The sequence below is a fragment of the Algoriphagus jejuensis genome (assembly GCF_039523455.1).
In the GTDB taxonomy this organism is placed as follows: domain Bacteria; phylum Bacteroidota; class Bacteroidia; order Cytophagales; family Cyclobacteriaceae; genus Algoriphagus; species Algoriphagus jejuensis.
This window is the reverse complement of record NZ_BAAAFI010000047.1, coordinates 133229-150550: the sequence shown is the minus strand read 5'-3', so window position 1 is coordinate 150550 and position 17322 is coordinate 133229. Positions and strand designations below refer to the sequence as shown.

The following is a 17322-nucleotide window of genomic DNA, read 5'->3' as shown; positions in this document are numbered from 1 at the left end:
ATTGAAATTAATTGACTGACTTCCAATTTTTCGTTTTTCAGGCGTTTTTGCAAACTCTTGCAAATTTCCCCAGACCGACTAATTTTGCCCAGACCGAGTAATTTTTTTACTCAATCAATAAGCCTGCATCGGGACTGACCGGGCGAAGCTTTCAGGAATTTAAAATGGGAAATGATTAATTTAAAATTGAGTATTCCGTATGGTTGATCCTAAAATCCTTTGAAAAGGCATCGGTTGGCATCTTCTTTTTAATTCTAAATTTCTTTTACCCTTCATTTTGAATGCTAAATTCTTTTCCATTTTAAATTTTATCCTATGGCAAATGTTATTGTTGACAAGACTTTTCGATTCGCTCAGGAGATAATAGGAGCTTATCTGTTTTTAAGAGAACATGGCCATTTCAAATTGGCTGACCAGCTGGTAAAAGCAGGAACATCAATTGGTGCAAACGTGGAGGAGGCACAAGCTGCCCATTCTAAGCTTGATTTCGTGGCTAAACTTACTATTTCAAACAAAGAAGCAAGAGAAACCAGATACTGGATAAGAGTTCTCGACAGGAAAGAGTTGCTTGGTGAGAATCAATCCATGCCCTATTTGAAAAATGAGATTGAGGAGATAATTCTTCTACTTAATTCCATCATTAAGAAATCTCGGGAGAATTTACAGTAAAGTACCGTTTTCCTATGTTTAATTATATCCCGCAGTCGGGCTCATTTTACATTTTAAATTTTTTTTTCCTTCAATTTTAAATTCATTAGTGCTCGACTCCCTCGTCACATCCAAAACCCGCATCAAGCTTCTGTTGAAGTTTTTTGCACATGCCAATTCAGGCTACCTGCGCTCTCTTGCCAAGGAGTTTGACGAGTCTACCAATTCCGTCCGGGTTGAACTTAATCGACTGACCGAGGCCGGATTGCTTTTGGCCGAAGATGAAGGCAAAACCAAGGTGTATCGGGCAAACCATTCCCATCCTTTTTTCTCTGAAATCACCGGTATGGTGTCTAAATTCCTGGGTTTGGAGGACCTGATGGAGCGGATCGTGCGAAGAATGGGAGAGGTGGAGAAAGCGTATATCGTCGGAGATTATGCGCACGGACTGGACTCAGGGACGATTGAATTGATTTTGGTTGGTAAAAATCTAGACAAGGCGTATCTGGATTTTATCGTGGACAAGACCTACGAGAAGATCCAGCGGAAGGTACAAGTGACTCTTTTGGATGAAGATCCGGGAAATATTCAGGGGATTATGGTCTTTGGAAAGTAGGCGGCTTCTTCGACTCGCCGTCACCTCGATGATCGGAGAGGTCTCACGGTTTGGATCCGTCACCTCGACTATAGGAGAGGTCTCAATGGTGTTACTATTTCACATAAATAGATTTCTCCCTACGGTCGAAATGACTGGTAGGTTCGACGTCAGGGGTTCTTTCAACGCTTGCACCAGTCACCTCGACGATAGGAGAGGTCTCAATGGTGTTACTACTCCACACTATAAGATTTCTCCCCACGGTCGAAATGACTGGTAGGTTCGACGTCAGGGGTTCTTTCAACGCTTGCACCAGTCACCTCGACGATAGTACAGGTCTCAATGTTGTTACTACTCCACATAATTAGATTTCTCACTGCGGTCGAAATGACGGGTCCGAATGATAAGATTTTCCCCTGCGGTCAAAATTACTAATCGGTCAAATGACCACGCTACCAACAACACTTAATCCATGACTCCCCCCAACTCCAAAACAGTAAAAATCATAGAACCCAGCTCCGGTTGGAAGATGGTGGATTTTGATGAACTCTGGAGATACAAGGATCTTCTTTACTTTCTCACACTGAGGGGGATCAAAGCGCGCTATGCGCAGTCGGTGTTGGGCGTAGCTTGGGCGATCATACAGCCCTTGTTTACCACGGTCGTATTTACGTTGGTCTTTGGAGGATTGGCCAAAGTGGACTCTGACGGGATGCCCTATATCCTGTTTTCTTACTTGGCACTTTGGCCTTGGAACTACTTCTCCGGTACCCTCACCGAGTCCGCCAATTCTCTGATTCAAAATGCCAACATGATTACCAAAGTCTACTTCCCGAGGATGGTTTTGCCGCTTTCGGCCATCCTTTCCAAGCTCTTGGATTTTATCATTGCCTTTGTCGTGGTGGTGGGGATGTTGATCTACTTTCGACAGATGCCGGGTTGGGGAATCGCTTTTCTTCCTATTTTGATCATTCAGCTCTTGATGTGTTCACTGGGCATTGGCATGTTTCTTTCGGCTTTGGCTGTTAAATATCGGGATGTGAAGCACGCGCTGACCTTTGTGGTGCAACTGCTGCTCTATGCTGCGCCGGTCGTTTACAGTACGACTGCGGTGCCGGAACAATACCAGAGTTTGTACGTCCTCAACCCGATGGTCGGAGTGATCGAAGGCTTTCGCGCAGCTTTCCTCAATCGTCCAATGCCTTGGGAATGGATCTGGCCGGGAAGTATCGTCGCGGTGGTGTTCTTCATCTTTGGGATGATGTATTTTCGCAGGATGGAACGGATTTTTGCTGATGTAGCGTAGCTACCTCGACGGCAGGAGAGGTCTCAATGGTGTTACTACTTCACACTATAAGATTTCTCCCTCTGGTCGAAATGACCCGTCCGGATGATAGGATTTCTCCCGCTGGTCGAAATGACGGGTTAGACCGTAGCTTCGAAATGACTTTGTCAACACGCCGATACTGATCACTGCCACTGGCCACTTTACCTTCTAAACTCTTCACTTTAGACCCCTTGTTCCTTACCATCGTTTCCCCTGTCTACCGCGCCGAGCAACTGCTTTCTGAATTGGTCAGCAGGATTGAAGCGGCTGTGGGCGGGATAACACAAGAGTTTGAAATTATCCTTGTGGATGATGCGAGCCCCGACGGGTCTTGGAGCGTCATCGAAGGTCTTGCTGCGCAAAATTCCCGCGTCAGAGGTATTAAGCTTTCCCGCAACTTCGGACAGCACTACGCGATCACCGCGGGTTTGGATGCGGCCAAGGGAGACTGGGTTGTGGTGATGGACTGCGACCTCCAGGATAGACCCGAGGAGATTTTGGCATTGTTTGCCAAAGCCCAAGAAGGCTTCGATGTGGTGCTCGCCCGAAGAGCCAACCGCCAAGACGGGTTTTTCAAGCGTATCTCTTCCAAACTTTTCTATCGAACACTCGCCTGGCTTACCGGTTCACATCAAGACGAGACCATTGCCAACTTTGGGATTTACGCCAGAAAAGTTGTTGGTGAAATAGTCGGTATGCGAGAGTCCATCCGCTATTTCCCTACCATGGTTCGGTGGGTTGGTTTTCGACAGACTACCGTCGACGTCGTCCATGCGGCAAACGATGAACGGGAGAGTAGCTACAATTTCAAAAGGCTGTTCGATCTTGGCCTGGACATCATGCTCGCCTATAGCGACAAACCTATCCGGTTAACCGTCAAACTGGGCTTGCTCGTAGCCTTGACAGGTTTTTTGTTTGCGCTTTATACCCTGTATCGGTACTTGCATGGAGACATTGTCGTAGCGGGATATGCTTCGCTGATTATTTCTATTTGGATGCTCACCGGTTTTATCTTGGCGACTTTGGGCATGGTCGGCTTGTATGTGGGTAAAACCTTTGAAGGCGTCAAAAACCGTCCGATTTATATCGTGGAGAAAAGAGTAGGACAAGCGATTGAGTAAAATGATGAGAGCAGTCTATTCAATTTAAAATTTTTGAATTTAAAGTTTAAAATTGTCCGACGCTATTAAGCATTTTCTAAACCAAGTTCCATTTTAAATTACCCATTTTTTCATTTTAAATTAGGTCGCTCTTGATCACCCCACTTCCTTTTGATTCCGCTCTTTTTGGCTATCCTGTCGGAAAATGTCTGGTTACGGACAATTGGAATGAAGAGACTTTCCTAAAGGAAGCTCATCCCTTTCAGTTGGTTTACCTCTACTCTGAAAAGGAACTCAGCTGCAAATCCAGTTCAATTGCGCTGGTTGATGTTAAACTGACTTATTTGGAACACCTGAACCAAGAGGTATCCCTGCCAAAAGACATTCAAAGATGGGAAGGTGAGCTGCAGGAAAGTCTGACTCATCTCGCCTTGGAGAGCGGCGTTTATTCCCGATTTAAGACAGACTTACGTCTGAAAAACGGTGAATTTGAAAAGCTTTACCGCCTTTGGATTCGCAAGGTCTGGGAAAAAGGTGAGATCTTTTGTGCAACAAATCAAGAAGGACTAGTGACGGTTTCGGTTGAGGGACAGCTTGCGAAGATCGGACTGCTTGCCGTGGACTCTGCCTATAGAAAGCAGGGTTGGGGTAGAAAACTAGTGATTGCCGCCGAAGCTTTTGCAATCCAAATGGGCGCTGAGCGGATGCTGATCCCAACTCAACAAAAAAACCTTCCTGCCTGCAAGCTCTATCGATCTCTGGGGTATGAGTTGACAATAACGGAGTGGGTGTATCATTGGCACCAGTCACCTCAGCCTGTCATCTCGACGCTAGGAGAGATCTCATAGCTAGGATTACTGCTTATAATTGAATGATTTCTCCCTGCGGTCGAAATGACTGGTGCTCTCGACGGTAGAAGTGCTTTTAACATTAACACCAGTCACCTCGACGCTAGGAGAGATCTCATAGTTAGGATTACTGCTTATAATTGTAAGATTTCTCCTTTCAGTCGAAATGACTGGTGCTCTCGACGGTAGAAGTGCTTTTAACATTAACACCAGTCACCTCGACGATAGGAGAGGTCTTTTGGTTATTGTTACTTCAAATAAAAAGATTTCTCCCTGCGGTCGAAATGACTGGTCCGTATAGTGAGATTTCTCCTTTCAGTCGAAATGACTGAACACTGCGACTGCAAACTGAACACTGCTTCCTGTGACCATCCCCTTTAACAAACCTTTCCTTAGCGGCAACGAGCTGGACTACATTCGGGATGCTATCCAAAGAGGTAAAATCTCGGGAAATGGCCACTATACCCAAAAGTGTCAGGCGTTTTTTGAACAGCGATATGGCTTTCAAAAGTGCCTTCTGACTTCCTCCTGCACCGATGCCTTGGAGATGGCGGCGATCCTCTTGGACATTCAGCCCGGCGACGAGGTGATCTTGCCCAGTTTTACATTTGTCTCGACGGCCAATGCCTTTGTCCTCAGGGGTGCCAAGATCGTCTTCGTAGACAGTAAAGCCGAGCATCCCAATCTGGACGAAAGCCTGCTTGAGGAGCTGATCACCGACAAAACCAGGGCGATTGTCGTCGTCCACTATGGAGGAATCGCCTGCGAGATGGACTCCATCATGGCCCTTGCTGCCAAGCACCATCTCGTTGTGATAGAGGATGCTGCCCAGGCCATCGACCAAGATTACCGGGGAAAACCGCTCGGAAGTATCGGTCACCTCGGTGCATTTAGCTTTCACGAAACCAAAAACATCCAATGCGGAGAAGGGGGAATGCTGGCAATCAACGATCCAGGCCTGATTCATCGAGCTGAGATCATCTGGGAAAAAGGCACCGATCGCGCAGCCTTTTTCCGGGGTGAGGTTGACAAATACAGTTGGGTGGATATAGGAAGTTCATTTTTACCCTCCGAACTCAATGCCGCATATCTCTGGGCTCAGCTCGAAAACCTGGGCCGGATTCAGGCAAGGAGAAAAGCGATTTGGCTGGACTACTACACTTATTTTAGCTCTGGGGAGCAAAAGCCCTCGCTGTTGAATTCACGGTATCTAGGATACTTTGCAGAGGCGAAGCAGGGCTTGGAAAGAGCGGCGTTTAGCTTCTCTCAGGCCTCAGATCTGGGCAATGCCCATCTGTTCTACCTTCTTTTCGCCGACCATAGTAGGCGGACGGACTTCGCGGCGCGTCTGAAGCAATCGGGGATCTTGGCGGTTTTCCACTATCAAAGCCTTCACCGGTCGGCGATGGCTAAGAAATACTTTCCGGAACAATATCTCCGAAACTTGCCGCATGCGGATCGCTTCAGCGATTGCCTGCTGAGACTTCCGATGTTTTATGAATTACCTGACATCACTGCAACACTAGGGTAACCTCAACATTTGGAAAGATCCTATCTCATACTTTAAGATTTCTCCTGTGGTCGAAATGACTTATTGCTTTTTCCAATTGACTGAGTAATTTTATTACTCAGTCAATTGGAGGTCTTGAACGGGACTGAAGGAGCGAAGCTGTGAGAAAGACATCTCTACTACAGCACTAGTCACCTCGACGATAGGAGAAGTCTCATAATTGGGTAACGTCACCTCGACGCAGGAGAGGTCTCACAGTTTAGTGCCACTCCACACCATAAGATTTCTCCCTGCCGTCGAAATGACGGGTCGGAATGATAGGATTTCTCCCTGCCGTCGAAATGACGGGTCGGAACGATAAGATTTCTCCCTGCCGATAGCCATCGCAGAGGTCGAAATGGTGGGTTCGAATGATCGAAATGACAACTGCTCAACTTAATAGATGCTCATAGCCGGTGCCGGAGGGCATGCACTCGAAGTGTTGGATATCCTGCTCGCAAGCGGTACGGCCGAGAAACTTTGCGTTTTTGATCAGGACAAATCGATCTTGGACTTACAGGCGAGCTACCCGGTTATCCATTCGGAGGAAGCTATTCGGGAACTGTTTCGGCAGGAGCAGGAATTTGTTTTGGGAGTTGGCAGTCCAAAATTCAGACAGCATCTATACCAACAGTTGACCGGCTGGGGAGGGATGCTCACTGCGCTGAGAGGACAAGGGGCATTGATCAGCGGATATGCGGAATGCGAAGCGGCAGATATCTTTCATCGCTGCTTTATCGGACCCAATACCCGTATCGGAAAAGGCAGTCTGATCAACACCGGAGCCCAGATCCACCACGAAACCCGCATTGGGGAATTTACCGAAGTAGGTCCCGGCGCGATGGTCTTGGGTCGGGTGCAGATCGGAGACCTATGCTCCATCGGTGCCAATGCTACGATCCTGCCTAAATTGAGGATAGGGCGGGAGGTACGGATTGGTGCAGGTGCTGTAGTGACCCGAGACGTACCCGACGGCCTGACCGTTGTCGGAGTGCCGGGAAGGGTAGTTAAAGGCAGGTCGTAAGTATCAGAAAGTAGTATCTAGTATCCAGTAGTTAGTATCAAGTACAAGGTCTCGGTCACGTGTCACCTTAACATCAGGGAACGTCACCTCGACGAAGGAGAGTTCTCACAATTGGGTAACGTCACCTCGACGAAAGGAGAGTTCTCACAATTGGTAACGTCACCTCGACGATAGGAGAGGTCTAACATTTTAGTACCACCCCACCCCATAAGATTTCTCCCCGCGTTCGAAATGACGGGGCCGAATAATAAGATTACTACCAGTGGTCGAAATAGCTGGTAGGAGCGACGAAGGAGAGTAGCAATCTTCAAACACCAATGCGATCTCACCGTCATGAAGCATTCAGTAGTAGGTCAGCAATTTTTAATGAACCATCACAATTAAGTAAAATGAAGAGGATTTTAGTAACCGGAGGAGCCGGATTTTTGGGGTCTCACTTATGCAGAAAGCTTTTGAAAGAAGGTAACGAGGTGCTGTGTGTTGATAATTTCTTTACGGGACGAAGACAAAATATCCATGAGTTGTTGGACTATAAAAACTTCGAGCTACTTCGGCACGACATTACGTTGCCGTTGTTTGTGGAGGTGGATGAAATTTACAATTTAGCCTGTCCCGCCAGCCCCGTACATTATCAGTTTGATCCGGTGCAGACCACCAAGACATCGGTGATTGGGGCAGTCAATATGCTTGGATTGGCAAGGAGGCTTAAAATCAAAATCCTTCAAGCTAGTACATCCGAAGTGTACGGAGATCCGGCTATTCATCCTCAGCTGGAAGAATACTGGGGGAATGTTAACCCTATAGGACCAAGGGCCTGTTATGATGAAGGCAAGAGATGTGCTGAGACGCTTTTCTTCGACTATCACCGCCAGCATCGGCTAGAAATCAAAGTTGCTCGAATCTTCAATACGTATGGACCAAATATGCAGCCGAATGACGGGAGGGTTGTCAGCAACTTTATTCTCCAGGCTTTGGAAAATAGACCTATTACTATCTATGGTGATGGGTCACAAACTCGGAGTTTCTGCTATGTAGATGACTTGATTGATGGCCTCTACAAATTGATGCAGTCGGATAAAGATATCACCGGACCTATTAACATTGGCAATCCTGTAGAGACTACTATGATAGAGTTGGCACAATTGATCATACAACAAACTGGGAGCAAAAGCGAGCTGATATACAAAACTTTGCCTCAGGATGATCCAAAAAAAAGGCAGCCGGATATCAGGAAAGCCATTGAAATATTGGATTGGAAACCCAAAGTAGAGCTGTTAAAGGGGCTTACTGATACGATCCATTATTTTCAGAATCCAACGTTGAAAATTCAGTCTTAAAACCACCAACGTTCTAGCTGCCCGTTGCTTTTCAACTCCTTCACCTTCCTGATCTTCCTACCGATAGTATTCCTATTATATTGGTTTGTATTTCAGAAGAATTTGAAGATGCAAAATGCCTTTCTTCTTCTTTCTAGCTATGTGTTTTATGGATGGTGGGATTGGAGGTTTTTGGGCTTGATCATCGCAAGTTCGGCGGTGGATTACTGGTGTGGGATCAAGATGGGAACCGTCACGCCATCTGGACCAGTCACCTCGACGATAGGAACCAGTCACCTCGACGATAGGAGAGGTCTCATCCATCATGGCACTCCTCTCGATAAGATTTCTCCCGATGGTCGAAATGAATTGCCAATCACTTCGACGACAGGAGAAGTCTCACCATCCGGACAAGTCTCACCATCCAACCGCAAACTCTATCTCAGCATCTCTCTTGTCTTCAATCTCGGCCTGCTAGCCTTCTTTAAATACTTTAATTTCTTTATCGATTCAGCCGCTGACTTGATCGAAACCTTGGGGTTTCAAGCCCATATCAGTACGCTAAACTTAATCCTGCCTGTAGGAATCAGTTTCTACACCTTTCAGACCCTGAGTTATTCTATCGACGTCTATCGCGGAAATCTGAAGCCTACCCAAGACCCGATTGCCTTCTTCACCTTTGTGGCCTTCTTTCCTCAGCTCGTTGCAGGTCCCATCGAGCGGGCTTCCAATCTGCTGCCCCAGTTCTTCAGGAAGCGGGAATTTCAATACCAGCAAGGTTCCGATGGGATGAAGCTGATCCTCTGGGGACTCTTCAAGAAGATGGTCATCGCCGACAACTGTGCCCTGGTTGTCAACCCGATCTTCGCGAACTATCAAACTGCCTCAGGTTTAGAACTGATCATGGGTGCGATCCTCTTTGCTTTTCAGATCTATGGAGACTTCTCCGGCTATTCGGATATTGCAATCGGGGTAGCCAAACTCTTTGGCTTCGAGCTGATGACAAACTTCCGAACTCCCTATTTCAGTCGAGACATCGCGGAGTTCTGGCGGAGATGGCATATATCTCTCTCTACCTGGTTTCGGGATTATGTCTATATCCCGCTGGGAGGAAGCAGAGTGTCAAAGGCCAAAGCCATTCGCAACATCTTCATCGTATTTCTGGTGTCTGGCTTCTGGCATGGAGCTAACTGGACCTTTGTGTTCTGGGGGGCGATCCATGCAGCACTGTTTATTCCAATCTTTTTGGTGGGGAAGAATAGGGCTCATTTGCATGAGGGTGAGCAATTGATTCCTTCGCTTAAAGAAGTCTTTCAAATAATCTTGACCTTTTCTCTGGTCTGTGTGGCCTGGGTGTTTTTCAGATCTGATACGGTAGGAGAGGCCTGGGGGTATTTGAATGGGATGGTTTCAAACTCACTTCTTCCTGAAAACTACCTATGGTTTGGGTACGACCTTCGCATCGCACTGATCCTGTTTCTGATACTTGAATGGATTGGGAGATACGAATCCAATTGGATGGTACGGCTCCAACATAAATGGTTTAGGTATCCAGCATATGTCTTTACTGCCTTTTTGATCGTATTTTGGGGAGTGTTCACTGAGGCCAAGGAGTTTATTTACTTTCAGTTCTGATGAACGAATTCCTGGTTAAGCTTTTTATCTTCTCAACAATATTTATAGGTCTTTGCTATGGGGTAGATTATTTGATCGAGAAAGGAATCAAAACTTCGTCTTACCGGGAAATCAGTAAATGGAGTGAAGTGATCGAGGGTGGGATTGATGCTGATATCCTAATAGTTGGATCGTCTAGGGCTTTGGTGCATTTTGATCCTAGAATCATTGAAAACAACACTGGATTTACTTGTTACAACTTAGGGCTAGACGGAAGTAAATATGAGTCTCAAAAAAAGGTTTTAAATCTTTATTTAGAGCACAATAAGGAACCAAAAATAGTAATTTGGTCGCTCGATCTTGGTTCATTTCAGTCAATAGAAGGTGTTTATAGATATGAGCAATTTCTCCCATTTTGGGATGAAAAAATGGTTAAATCTATTCTGAAACTAAACAAGAATCAAGATCAGGATTATTTGAATATTCCGATAGCAAAATATTCTAATAATCCTTATTTAAAATATCGTGGACTTTTGAAAAAAGTTGGTGTTAATTTTTCGGAACCAAATCTATATAAAGGTTATAGAGAATCTAATTTTCGTTGGGATAATAATTTTGAAAAATTTTCTCAAGAAAATGCAGAAGGTATTTCAGAAATAGTCAGTGAACCTCTTTTTGGAGATTTTCAAGATTTATGTTTAATTCTAAAAGCTAGGGATATAGATATTCACTGGGTAGTAGCGCCTTACTATCAGGAAGCTTTAAAATTGATAGTCAATTCAGATGAAATTATTCAGAAATATAGAGACGTTTCAAACAGAATAGATGTTGAATTTCAAGATTATACTTCAAACCCATTGTCCTACGAGACTGGGAATTTTTATAATGGTAGTCACTTGAATTCGAGAGGTGTTAAAAAGTTTATGGAAGTTTATTTTAACCATTCATTTAAAATTTGTGTTTTTTAATTAATAATCTATAGTTTGAAATTTAGAAACAAGATCTATTCTGTATGTAGGAAGTTGTCACCTTGTAATCTTAAAGGAACCTATGAATTATTGACGTCCTCTGTTCCATTGATTTATTATTATGATTATGAGGTGAATTGGGGTGATTCCATAAATAAGTTTATTTTTGAGTCAATTCTTGAGAGGCGGATTCTTAGTGCTAATAAAACTTTTAATATATACAATCGAGAATGCATATCAGGAATAGGAAGTGTTTTAGGCAGTAGACTGAAAAATTATTCTATATGGGGTTCTGGGTTTTTATCAGAGAGCGATTCTTTAGTTTATAAACCAGTGTCTCTTTTAGCTATACGTGGAAAGCTGTCCTTAGCCAAATTGGAAAGTAAATTTGGTATTTCTACTGATATTATGGGTGATCCGGCTCTTCTTTTTAAGGAATTTTATCATCCGAATCCCAATAAATGTTATCAATTAGGAATTATACCGCATTTCAAAGAATTGGACGAGAAGGTAATCGTTAATATAAAAAATTACTATGGAAGTGATATTAATATTATTAGTCCAAAACTAGATGTTTTTGAATTTGCAGATGAGGTGTTGAAATGTGAGCGGATTCTAAGCAGTTCTCTTCATGGATTAGTGCTAGCAGAATCTTATGGCATCCCTACAGCTAGAATAGATATTTCAAAAAATGTGTTAGGCGGAGATTTTAAATACATTGATTATTATTCTGGAGTTGGGATTGACTATCATAGGGTGAATTCACATAGTCTTTTAGATTTGTTAGAAACTAAAAGCGTAATGTCAGCTAGCTGTGATCTGAAAGAACTTTCATATTCTAAAAATGAACTAATTAATTCCCTTAAAGCAAAATTTGAATCTTTTTGAAAACAGTAATTAAAGTCCAAAATCTTTCCAAGCGTTACAGGTTAGGGTTGCGGAAAAAACATGCTGAAACCTTAACTGGTCGGCTTGCTAATTTGATCAAATCGCCTTGGCAAAATCTTCGAATACTTCGGGATATGAACCATTTTGGGAAAGAAGACGAGTCCGTTTTCTGGGCCCTAAAGGACATTAATTTTGAGGTGAAAGAAGGTGAGGTTTTAGGGGTTATTGGTAAAAATGGTGCCGGTAAATCAACTCTACTAAAGATTCTTTCTCAGATTACAGACCCCACCGCTGGGAAAATAGCAATTGAAGGACGGGTAGCATCCCTATTGGAAGTAGGGACTGGATTCCATCCAGAACTCTCTGGACGAGAGAATATCTACATGAATGGCACTATCCTAGGAATGACTCATCGAGAAATAGACTCTAAGCTAGATGAGATCATAGACTTTTCGGGAGTTGAGAAGTTTATTGATACTGCGGTTAAGTTTTACTCCTCCGGGATGAAGGTAAGGCTAGGCTTTTCTGTTGCTGCGCATCTAGAACCTGAAATCTTGATTGTTGATGAAGTCTTATCTGTGGGAGACTATGAATTCCAAAGGAAATGCTTGGGTAAAATGGAGGATGTAAGTAAAAACCAAGGTAGAACAGTGTTGTTTGTTAGTCACAATTTGGGAGCGGTGAATTCATTATGCTCTGAATCATTGGTTCTTAGCCAAGGGGAAATCGTATTTAAGGGAGATACAAAAAAATCAATAAGTAAGTATTTAAGTCAGAAAGAGACCAGGAGGAGTGATTTGGATTTTACAAATCAACTCATTTGTGTGGATCAATTTTTCCTTTTTCAAAAAAATGGAACTTCTAGTATTAATTTTGGGCATGATGAAGGTTTTAGAATTTCTTGTTTATTTAAATCTTCTAAAAAGTACTCCAACGTTATCCTATCATTAGTTCTTTATAATCATGGATCAGAGAGAATTAGCACAATTCATATAAAGCCCTATAATATAGAAATCGGAGACAATGAATTTAATTTGATGGTGGAAGGCAGTGTACTTGTTCCCGATTCATACTACTTTAATTTCCAAATTCACGACGAATATGAATCTTTTTTTATTTTAGATAGAATAGCGTTTTTTGATATTTATGACAATGGAAGTGCTTTTTATAAGTGGAGTGGTCAAGATATTGGTAGATGTTTTCTCAAAACGGAATTATTATGAATCTCAGGAGTATTTTTAGAAGGAAAAACATCTATTCAAAAATTTCTTATTCGCAATGCGGAGAGGATTTGATAATTCTATATTTGTTCAGATTAATTGGAATTAAAAAGCCTTCATATTTAGATATTGGAGCGCATCATCCTGAATTTTTGAGCAACACAGCGTTGTTTTATAATAAAGGATGTAGAGGTTTGAATATTGAACCTAATCCAATTCTATTTAATGAGTTTTTAATTAAGAGAAAGAAAGATATAAACTTAAATATTGGAATTGGTCCAAAAGAGGAGATTTTGGATTTTTATTGTATGAAAGATTCTACTTTGAGTACTTTTTCAAAAAAGGAATACGATTTATTAATTAGTTCAAAAAAGGAATTGGATTATTTGTCCAAAATTAAAGTAGTACCAATTTCAGATGTTTTAGAAAAATATTTTGATTCTAAATTTCCTGATCTTCTTTCTATTGATGTAGAGGGACTCGATCTTGAAATTTTAAAGACGATTGATTTTAGTTTATTTTCTCCAAAAGTTATATGTGTTGAAACCAGTGGGTATTCTCCAGATGGTAGAGGACTGAAAAATATAGAGATGATTAATTTTTTAGAAGATCAAGGCTATTTTGAGTATAGTAATACTTATTTAAATTCTATATTTGTACTTAAAAGTATTTGGTTTGCATAATCCTTTTTTCTCTATTGTTATACCGACTTTAAATTCATTTAAGTCTCTTGAAAGATGCCTATTATCGTTGTGTAATCAATATCTGTCTGATTATGAAGTATTGATTTTGGATGGTGGATCGGATGATAATACATTCCAAATAGTTAAAGATTTGCAAAATTCGGGATTCAAGCAGATTAAATGGTTTCAGAATTCTGATTTAGGCGTTTACGATGCTATGAATAGAGGTTTGCGTGAAGCAAAAGGAAAATGGATCTATTTTTTGGGGTCCGATGATTGGTTATATGAAAACCATACATTGGAGTCAGTTTCAGTTGCCCTTTCCAATACCCATTTTAATGTTGCCTATGGAGATGTTTTAATTCATGGTGACTCTGATTGGGCGAAGGATCAGGAAATTTATGCCGGAGAGTTTGATGTGTTCAGGATGTTGAAAAAGAATATATGCCATCAATCAATTTTTTATAAAAGAGAGTTTTTGAATTTTCATCATATACAATTTGATTTGTCGTATCCCATTAATTCAGATTGGGATTTTAATTTAAAGTGTTGTGCTAAAACTAAATTCATCTACTTAAACAAGATTATTGCTAATTTCTCATCAGGTGGTTTGAGCACAAATTCTAAGTTTAAGGATAGTTTTTTTGAAGAGATTCCTATAAAATATAAGCAGTTATTTCCATCGAAATTTAGAGTGTTTGCCTGGAATTTGAAAAATAAGATACTTAATATATAAGATTTGTTAGTTTTTACCATTTGTTCCAATAATTACCTCGCTCAAGCTTATACTCTGGCGGAATCCGTAAGGATTGTAAATCCTGAAATCCATTTTGTGGTAGGATTGGTTGATCTAATCAATCCTAAAATCGATTATCAGAAATATCCCTCTGTAGAAGTAATCCCGTGTTTTGATTTAGGATATCCTGAATTTGAGGGTATGCTTGCCCGCTATAACGTGATTGAATTCAATACGGCAGTTAAGCCTTACTACTTTGATTTTTTCTTTAACAGAGAACCAAATTTGGATCGAATCTATTACGTCGATCCTGATATTTTTTTTTATAGAGGATTTGAACAATTGGAGATAATTCTGGATAAAAATAACATAGTACTCACCCCGATGATTACCGATCCGGGACAAACAAGCCAGTTTGACGAGTTGGTTTCGCTTCGGCATGGCATGTTTAATTTGGGGTTTATCGGTATCAAGCGGTCCGCAGAGTCTCAACGGTTTTTAGATTGGTGGATGACTCGTCTCAGGGATTATTGTTTGATCGATAAACCACGAGGCATTTTCGTAGATCAAAAATGGATTGATTTGGCGCCGCTTTTTTTTGAAGGCATACATGTATTGAAGCATAAGGGATACAATATGGCTTGGTGGAATTTTAATGATCGGAAACTAGTCGAAGTTGATGGGGATTATTATGTCAATTCTGAATCATATCCTTTGATTTTCTTTCATTTTAGCGGATTTAAGCCTGGATCCAGCTCGATTACCGGTAGGTCTGCCAATAATCGTTTTTCGTATGATTCATTGCCGGAGCTTCGAGTGCTAGGTCAAAAATATGCGGCTGAGTTGCTGAAGAATGACTATGATTTTTTATCCGCTATTGAACCATCCTTGGTTTTTTATACTCCTAAGGTCACTTTTAAGATTAACTTGAAACGAAATTTAAAACGTGTTTTTAGGTTTTTGAAATAGATGAGTTCGGTAGGAGTTTCAATTGTGATTTGTACTTATAATGGTGTCGTCCGGTTGGAAGAGACCCTAAGCCATTTACTGAAATTAGATTCCCAATTTCCTTGGGAGCTAGTTCTAGTAGATAATGCATCTACCGACGGAACTGCTCAGTGGGTATCCACGTGGCTGAAATCCCAAGCAATCAAAGTAAGTTTTCAAATTGTAGTTGAGAATCGGCCAGGTCTCAATAACGCCAGAGTTGCAGGGTTTCAGCGTTGTTCCTTTGATTATATTTTATTCTGTGATGATGATAATTGGCTATTCCCTGATTTTGTTGAACTGGGCGCAACAATTTTATCAAACAATTCAAGAATTGGGGTTTTGGGGTCTTTGGGTCATCCTGTTTTTGAAGATGGAGAACCAGAATGGTTTAGCCAGTTTTCACATAGTTATGCTGTCGGGTCTTTGGGGAAAAATTCAGGAAAGCAAGATTTCGGTTCTTATCATTATGGCGCAGCTTGCTTTTTTAGAAGAGCAGCTTTGAAAGAATTACTAACTAGAGGATTTCGGAGTTTATTAGCTGATCGTACTGGGAAAAGTCTAAGTTCTGGTGGAGATGTGGAGCTTGGTTTAGCTGTTCAATTGCTTGGATACGAACTTCATTACGACGAAAGGTTGAAGTTTGATCACTTCATCGAAACTCATCGCCTTAATTGGGATTACTATTTGAGATTGAAGAGGGGGATATCAAAATCTTTCCCATTATTGGAAAGCTATAAATGTCATGAATTTCAAGAAGTGACTGCTTTTAGATCTCATCTGGTGTCTTTATTTTTCATTTCCATCAAAGGACTTGTTAAGTCCTTTGTGTGGAGGCTGTGTTTGTCATCAAAATCAAATGAAGTGGCATTCGCCACGACACAAACGAAGTGTGTTTCCTTTTTGAGGAACTACAGAAAAACATTAGCGGCGTTTGTAACCAACAAGCAATTATTTGATGCCTAGTTTTTCGATAATCATTCCCACTTTCAATCGTGCAAACGTGGTGTTGAGAGCAATACAATCAATTTTTAATCAGACTGTAGATGATTGGGAACTTATTTTAGTAGATGATGGGAGTACGGATAATACATTCCAGCTAGTCTCTCCTTTTTTGAAGGAAATACGATTTGAATATTTTTTTCAAGAAAATGCTGGCGTAAGTAAGGCTAGAAATTTAGGTGCAGAAAGAGCTACAGGAGATTGGTTGATTTTTTTGGATTCAGATGATGAATTGACTTCAGACGCTTTAATGCATTTTAAGAATTGTATTAATTCTCATTCTGATAGCCAACTAATTGTTGCAGGAAATGAACAGATTTCACCTTCGACAAGTGTTGTATACCTCCCTAGTCAAGGTGAATACCGATCGTTTTTATCAGGTTCATTTTGCGTAAGTAGATCTGTATTTATTGATGCAGGTGGCTACGATTCAAAATTGTTGTTTTCAGAAAACACGGAATTGTTCCATAGAATTAGGTTGCAAAATGTGAAAATTTCTACTTTACAAGTGGTAACACTCACTTATTATATCAGTAAAAATGGGGGTAGTAGAAATCTTCAGAATATGAGTGATTCAATATTGTTGATTTTAGATAAGCATCGAGATACATTGTCTATTCATGTCAAATACTTATACCATCAGATCTTGGGAGTGAATCAGATGCGATTTCAAAATTTTGAAGAAGCCCGAAAACAGCTGTTTCATGCCTGGACTTTAAAGCCTTACAAAATTTCTACGCTGGGGAGGCTGTTGATAGCTATGTTTCCCCGCTTAGCCCGAAAACTCTACCCAACGGAAATAGGACTAAAGTGAGAC

17 protein-coding genes are annotated in these 17322 nt (G+C 41.5%); all 17 read left to right on the top strand.

Annotated features, from left to right (window positions below; all coding sequences use genetic code 11):
- Positions 1 to 315 precede the first annotated feature (315 nt).
- The 17 genes from ABD031_RS19755 (at position 316) to ABD031_RS19675 (ending at position 17319) form a co-directional block, all read left to right on the top strand.
- Positions 316 to 669, top strand: a complete 354-nt coding sequence (locus tag ABD031_RS19755; RefSeq protein WP_343854476.1) for a four helix bundle protein — start codon at positions 316 to 318, stop codon at positions 667 to 669.
- An 88-nt stretch (positions 670 to 757) separates the two neighbouring features.
- Positions 758 to 1264 (top strand): winged helix-turn-helix domain-containing protein, encoded by a 507-nt coding sequence (locus ABD031_RS19750; protein WP_343854475.1) that lies wholly within the window; start codon positions 758 to 760, stop codon positions 1262 to 1264.
- A gap of 451 nt (positions 1265 to 1715) precedes the next feature.
- Positions 1716 to 2549: an ABC transporter permease gene (locus tag ABD031_RS19745; protein ID WP_343854473.1), complete on the top strand. Its 834-nt coding sequence runs from the start codon at positions 1716 to 1718 to the stop codon at positions 2547 to 2549.
- Between the two features lie 212 nt (positions 2550 to 2761).
- Complete coding sequence (locus ABD031_RS19740) at positions 2762 to 3691, top strand: glycosyltransferase family 2 protein (RefSeq protein WP_343854472.1); 930 nt, start codon at positions 2762 to 2764, stop codon at positions 3689 to 3691.
- Positions 3692 to 3822: 131 nt separating this feature from the next.
- Positions 3823 to 4518, top strand: a complete 696-nt coding sequence (locus ABD031_RS19735) for a GNAT family N-acetyltransferase (RefSeq protein WP_343854471.1) — start codon at positions 3823 to 3825, stop codon at positions 4516 to 4518.
- Positions 4519 to 4882: 364 nt separating this feature from the next.
- A complete protein-coding gene (gene rffA, locus ABD031_RS19730) occupies positions 4883 to 6049 on the top strand; it encodes a dTDP-4-amino-4,6-dideoxygalactose transaminase (RefSeq protein ID WP_343854469.1) in 1167 nt (388 codons plus the stop codon).
- Between the two features lie 421 nt (positions 6050 to 6470).
- A complete protein-coding gene (locus ABD031_RS19725; protein ID WP_343854468.1) occupies positions 6471 to 7091 on the top strand; it encodes an acetyltransferase in 621 nt (206 codons plus the stop codon).
- A 389-nt stretch (positions 7092 to 7480) separates the two neighbouring features.
- Positions 7481 to 8428, top strand: coding sequence for a UDP-glucuronic acid decarboxylase family protein (locus ABD031_RS19720; RefSeq protein ID WP_343854467.1), 948 nt, complete (start codon positions 7481 to 7483; stop codon positions 8426 to 8428).
- A 24-nt stretch (positions 8429 to 8452) separates the two neighbouring features.
- A complete protein-coding gene (locus ABD031_RS19715; RefSeq protein WP_343854465.1) occupies positions 8453 to 10042 on the top strand; it encodes an MBOAT family O-acyltransferase in 1590 nt (529 codons plus the stop codon).
- Positions 10042 to 10989: a hypothetical protein gene (locus tag ABD031_RS19710; RefSeq protein WP_343854464.1), complete on the top strand. Its 948-nt coding sequence runs from the start codon at positions 10042 to 10044 to the stop codon at positions 10987 to 10989. Before ABD031_RS19715 ends, ABD031_RS19710 begins: the two co-directional genes overlap by 1 nt.
- Positions 10990 to 11079: 90 nt before the next feature.
- Positions 11080 to 11877 carry a polysaccharide pyruvyl transferase family protein gene (locus ABD031_RS19705; protein ID WP_343854463.1) on the top strand — a complete coding sequence of 266 codons (798 nt, stop codon included), beginning with the start codon at positions 11080 to 11082 and terminating at the stop codon, positions 11875 to 11877.
- Complete coding sequence (locus ABD031_RS19700) at positions 11874 to 13100, top strand: ABC transporter ATP-binding protein (protein ID WP_343854461.1); 1227 nt, start codon at positions 11874 to 11876, stop codon at positions 13098 to 13100. The genes ABD031_RS19705 and ABD031_RS19700 overlap by 4 nt, the downstream gene beginning before the upstream one ends.
- A complete protein-coding gene (locus tag ABD031_RS19695) occupies positions 13097 to 13780 on the top strand; it encodes an FkbM family methyltransferase (RefSeq protein ID WP_343854460.1) in 684 nt (227 codons plus the stop codon). The genes ABD031_RS19700 and ABD031_RS19695 overlap by 4 nt, the downstream gene beginning before the upstream one ends.
- The gene (locus tag ABD031_RS19690) at positions 13752 to 14516 is read left to right on the top strand and encodes a glycosyltransferase family 2 protein (RefSeq protein WP_343854459.1); all 765 of its coding nucleotides are present in this window, start codon (positions 13752 to 13754) and stop codon (positions 14514 to 14516) included. Before ABD031_RS19695 ends, ABD031_RS19690 begins: the two co-directional genes overlap by 29 nt.
- Before the next feature lie 3 nt (positions 14517 to 14519).
- Positions 14520 to 15485 (top strand): glycosyl transferase, encoded by a 966-nt coding sequence (locus tag ABD031_RS19685; protein WP_343854457.1) that lies wholly within the window; start codon positions 14520 to 14522, stop codon positions 15483 to 15485.
- Entirely contained in the window at positions 15486 to 16469 is a 984-nt protein-coding gene (locus tag ABD031_RS19680) for a glycosyltransferase family 2 protein (RefSeq protein ID WP_343854456.1), read from the top strand.
- Entirely contained in the window at positions 16462 to 17319 is an 858-nt protein-coding gene (locus tag ABD031_RS19675) for a glycosyltransferase family 2 protein (RefSeq protein ID WP_343854455.1), read from the top strand. Before ABD031_RS19680 ends, ABD031_RS19675 begins: the two co-directional genes overlap by 8 nt.
- Positions 17320 to 17322: the final 3 nt, after the last annotated feature.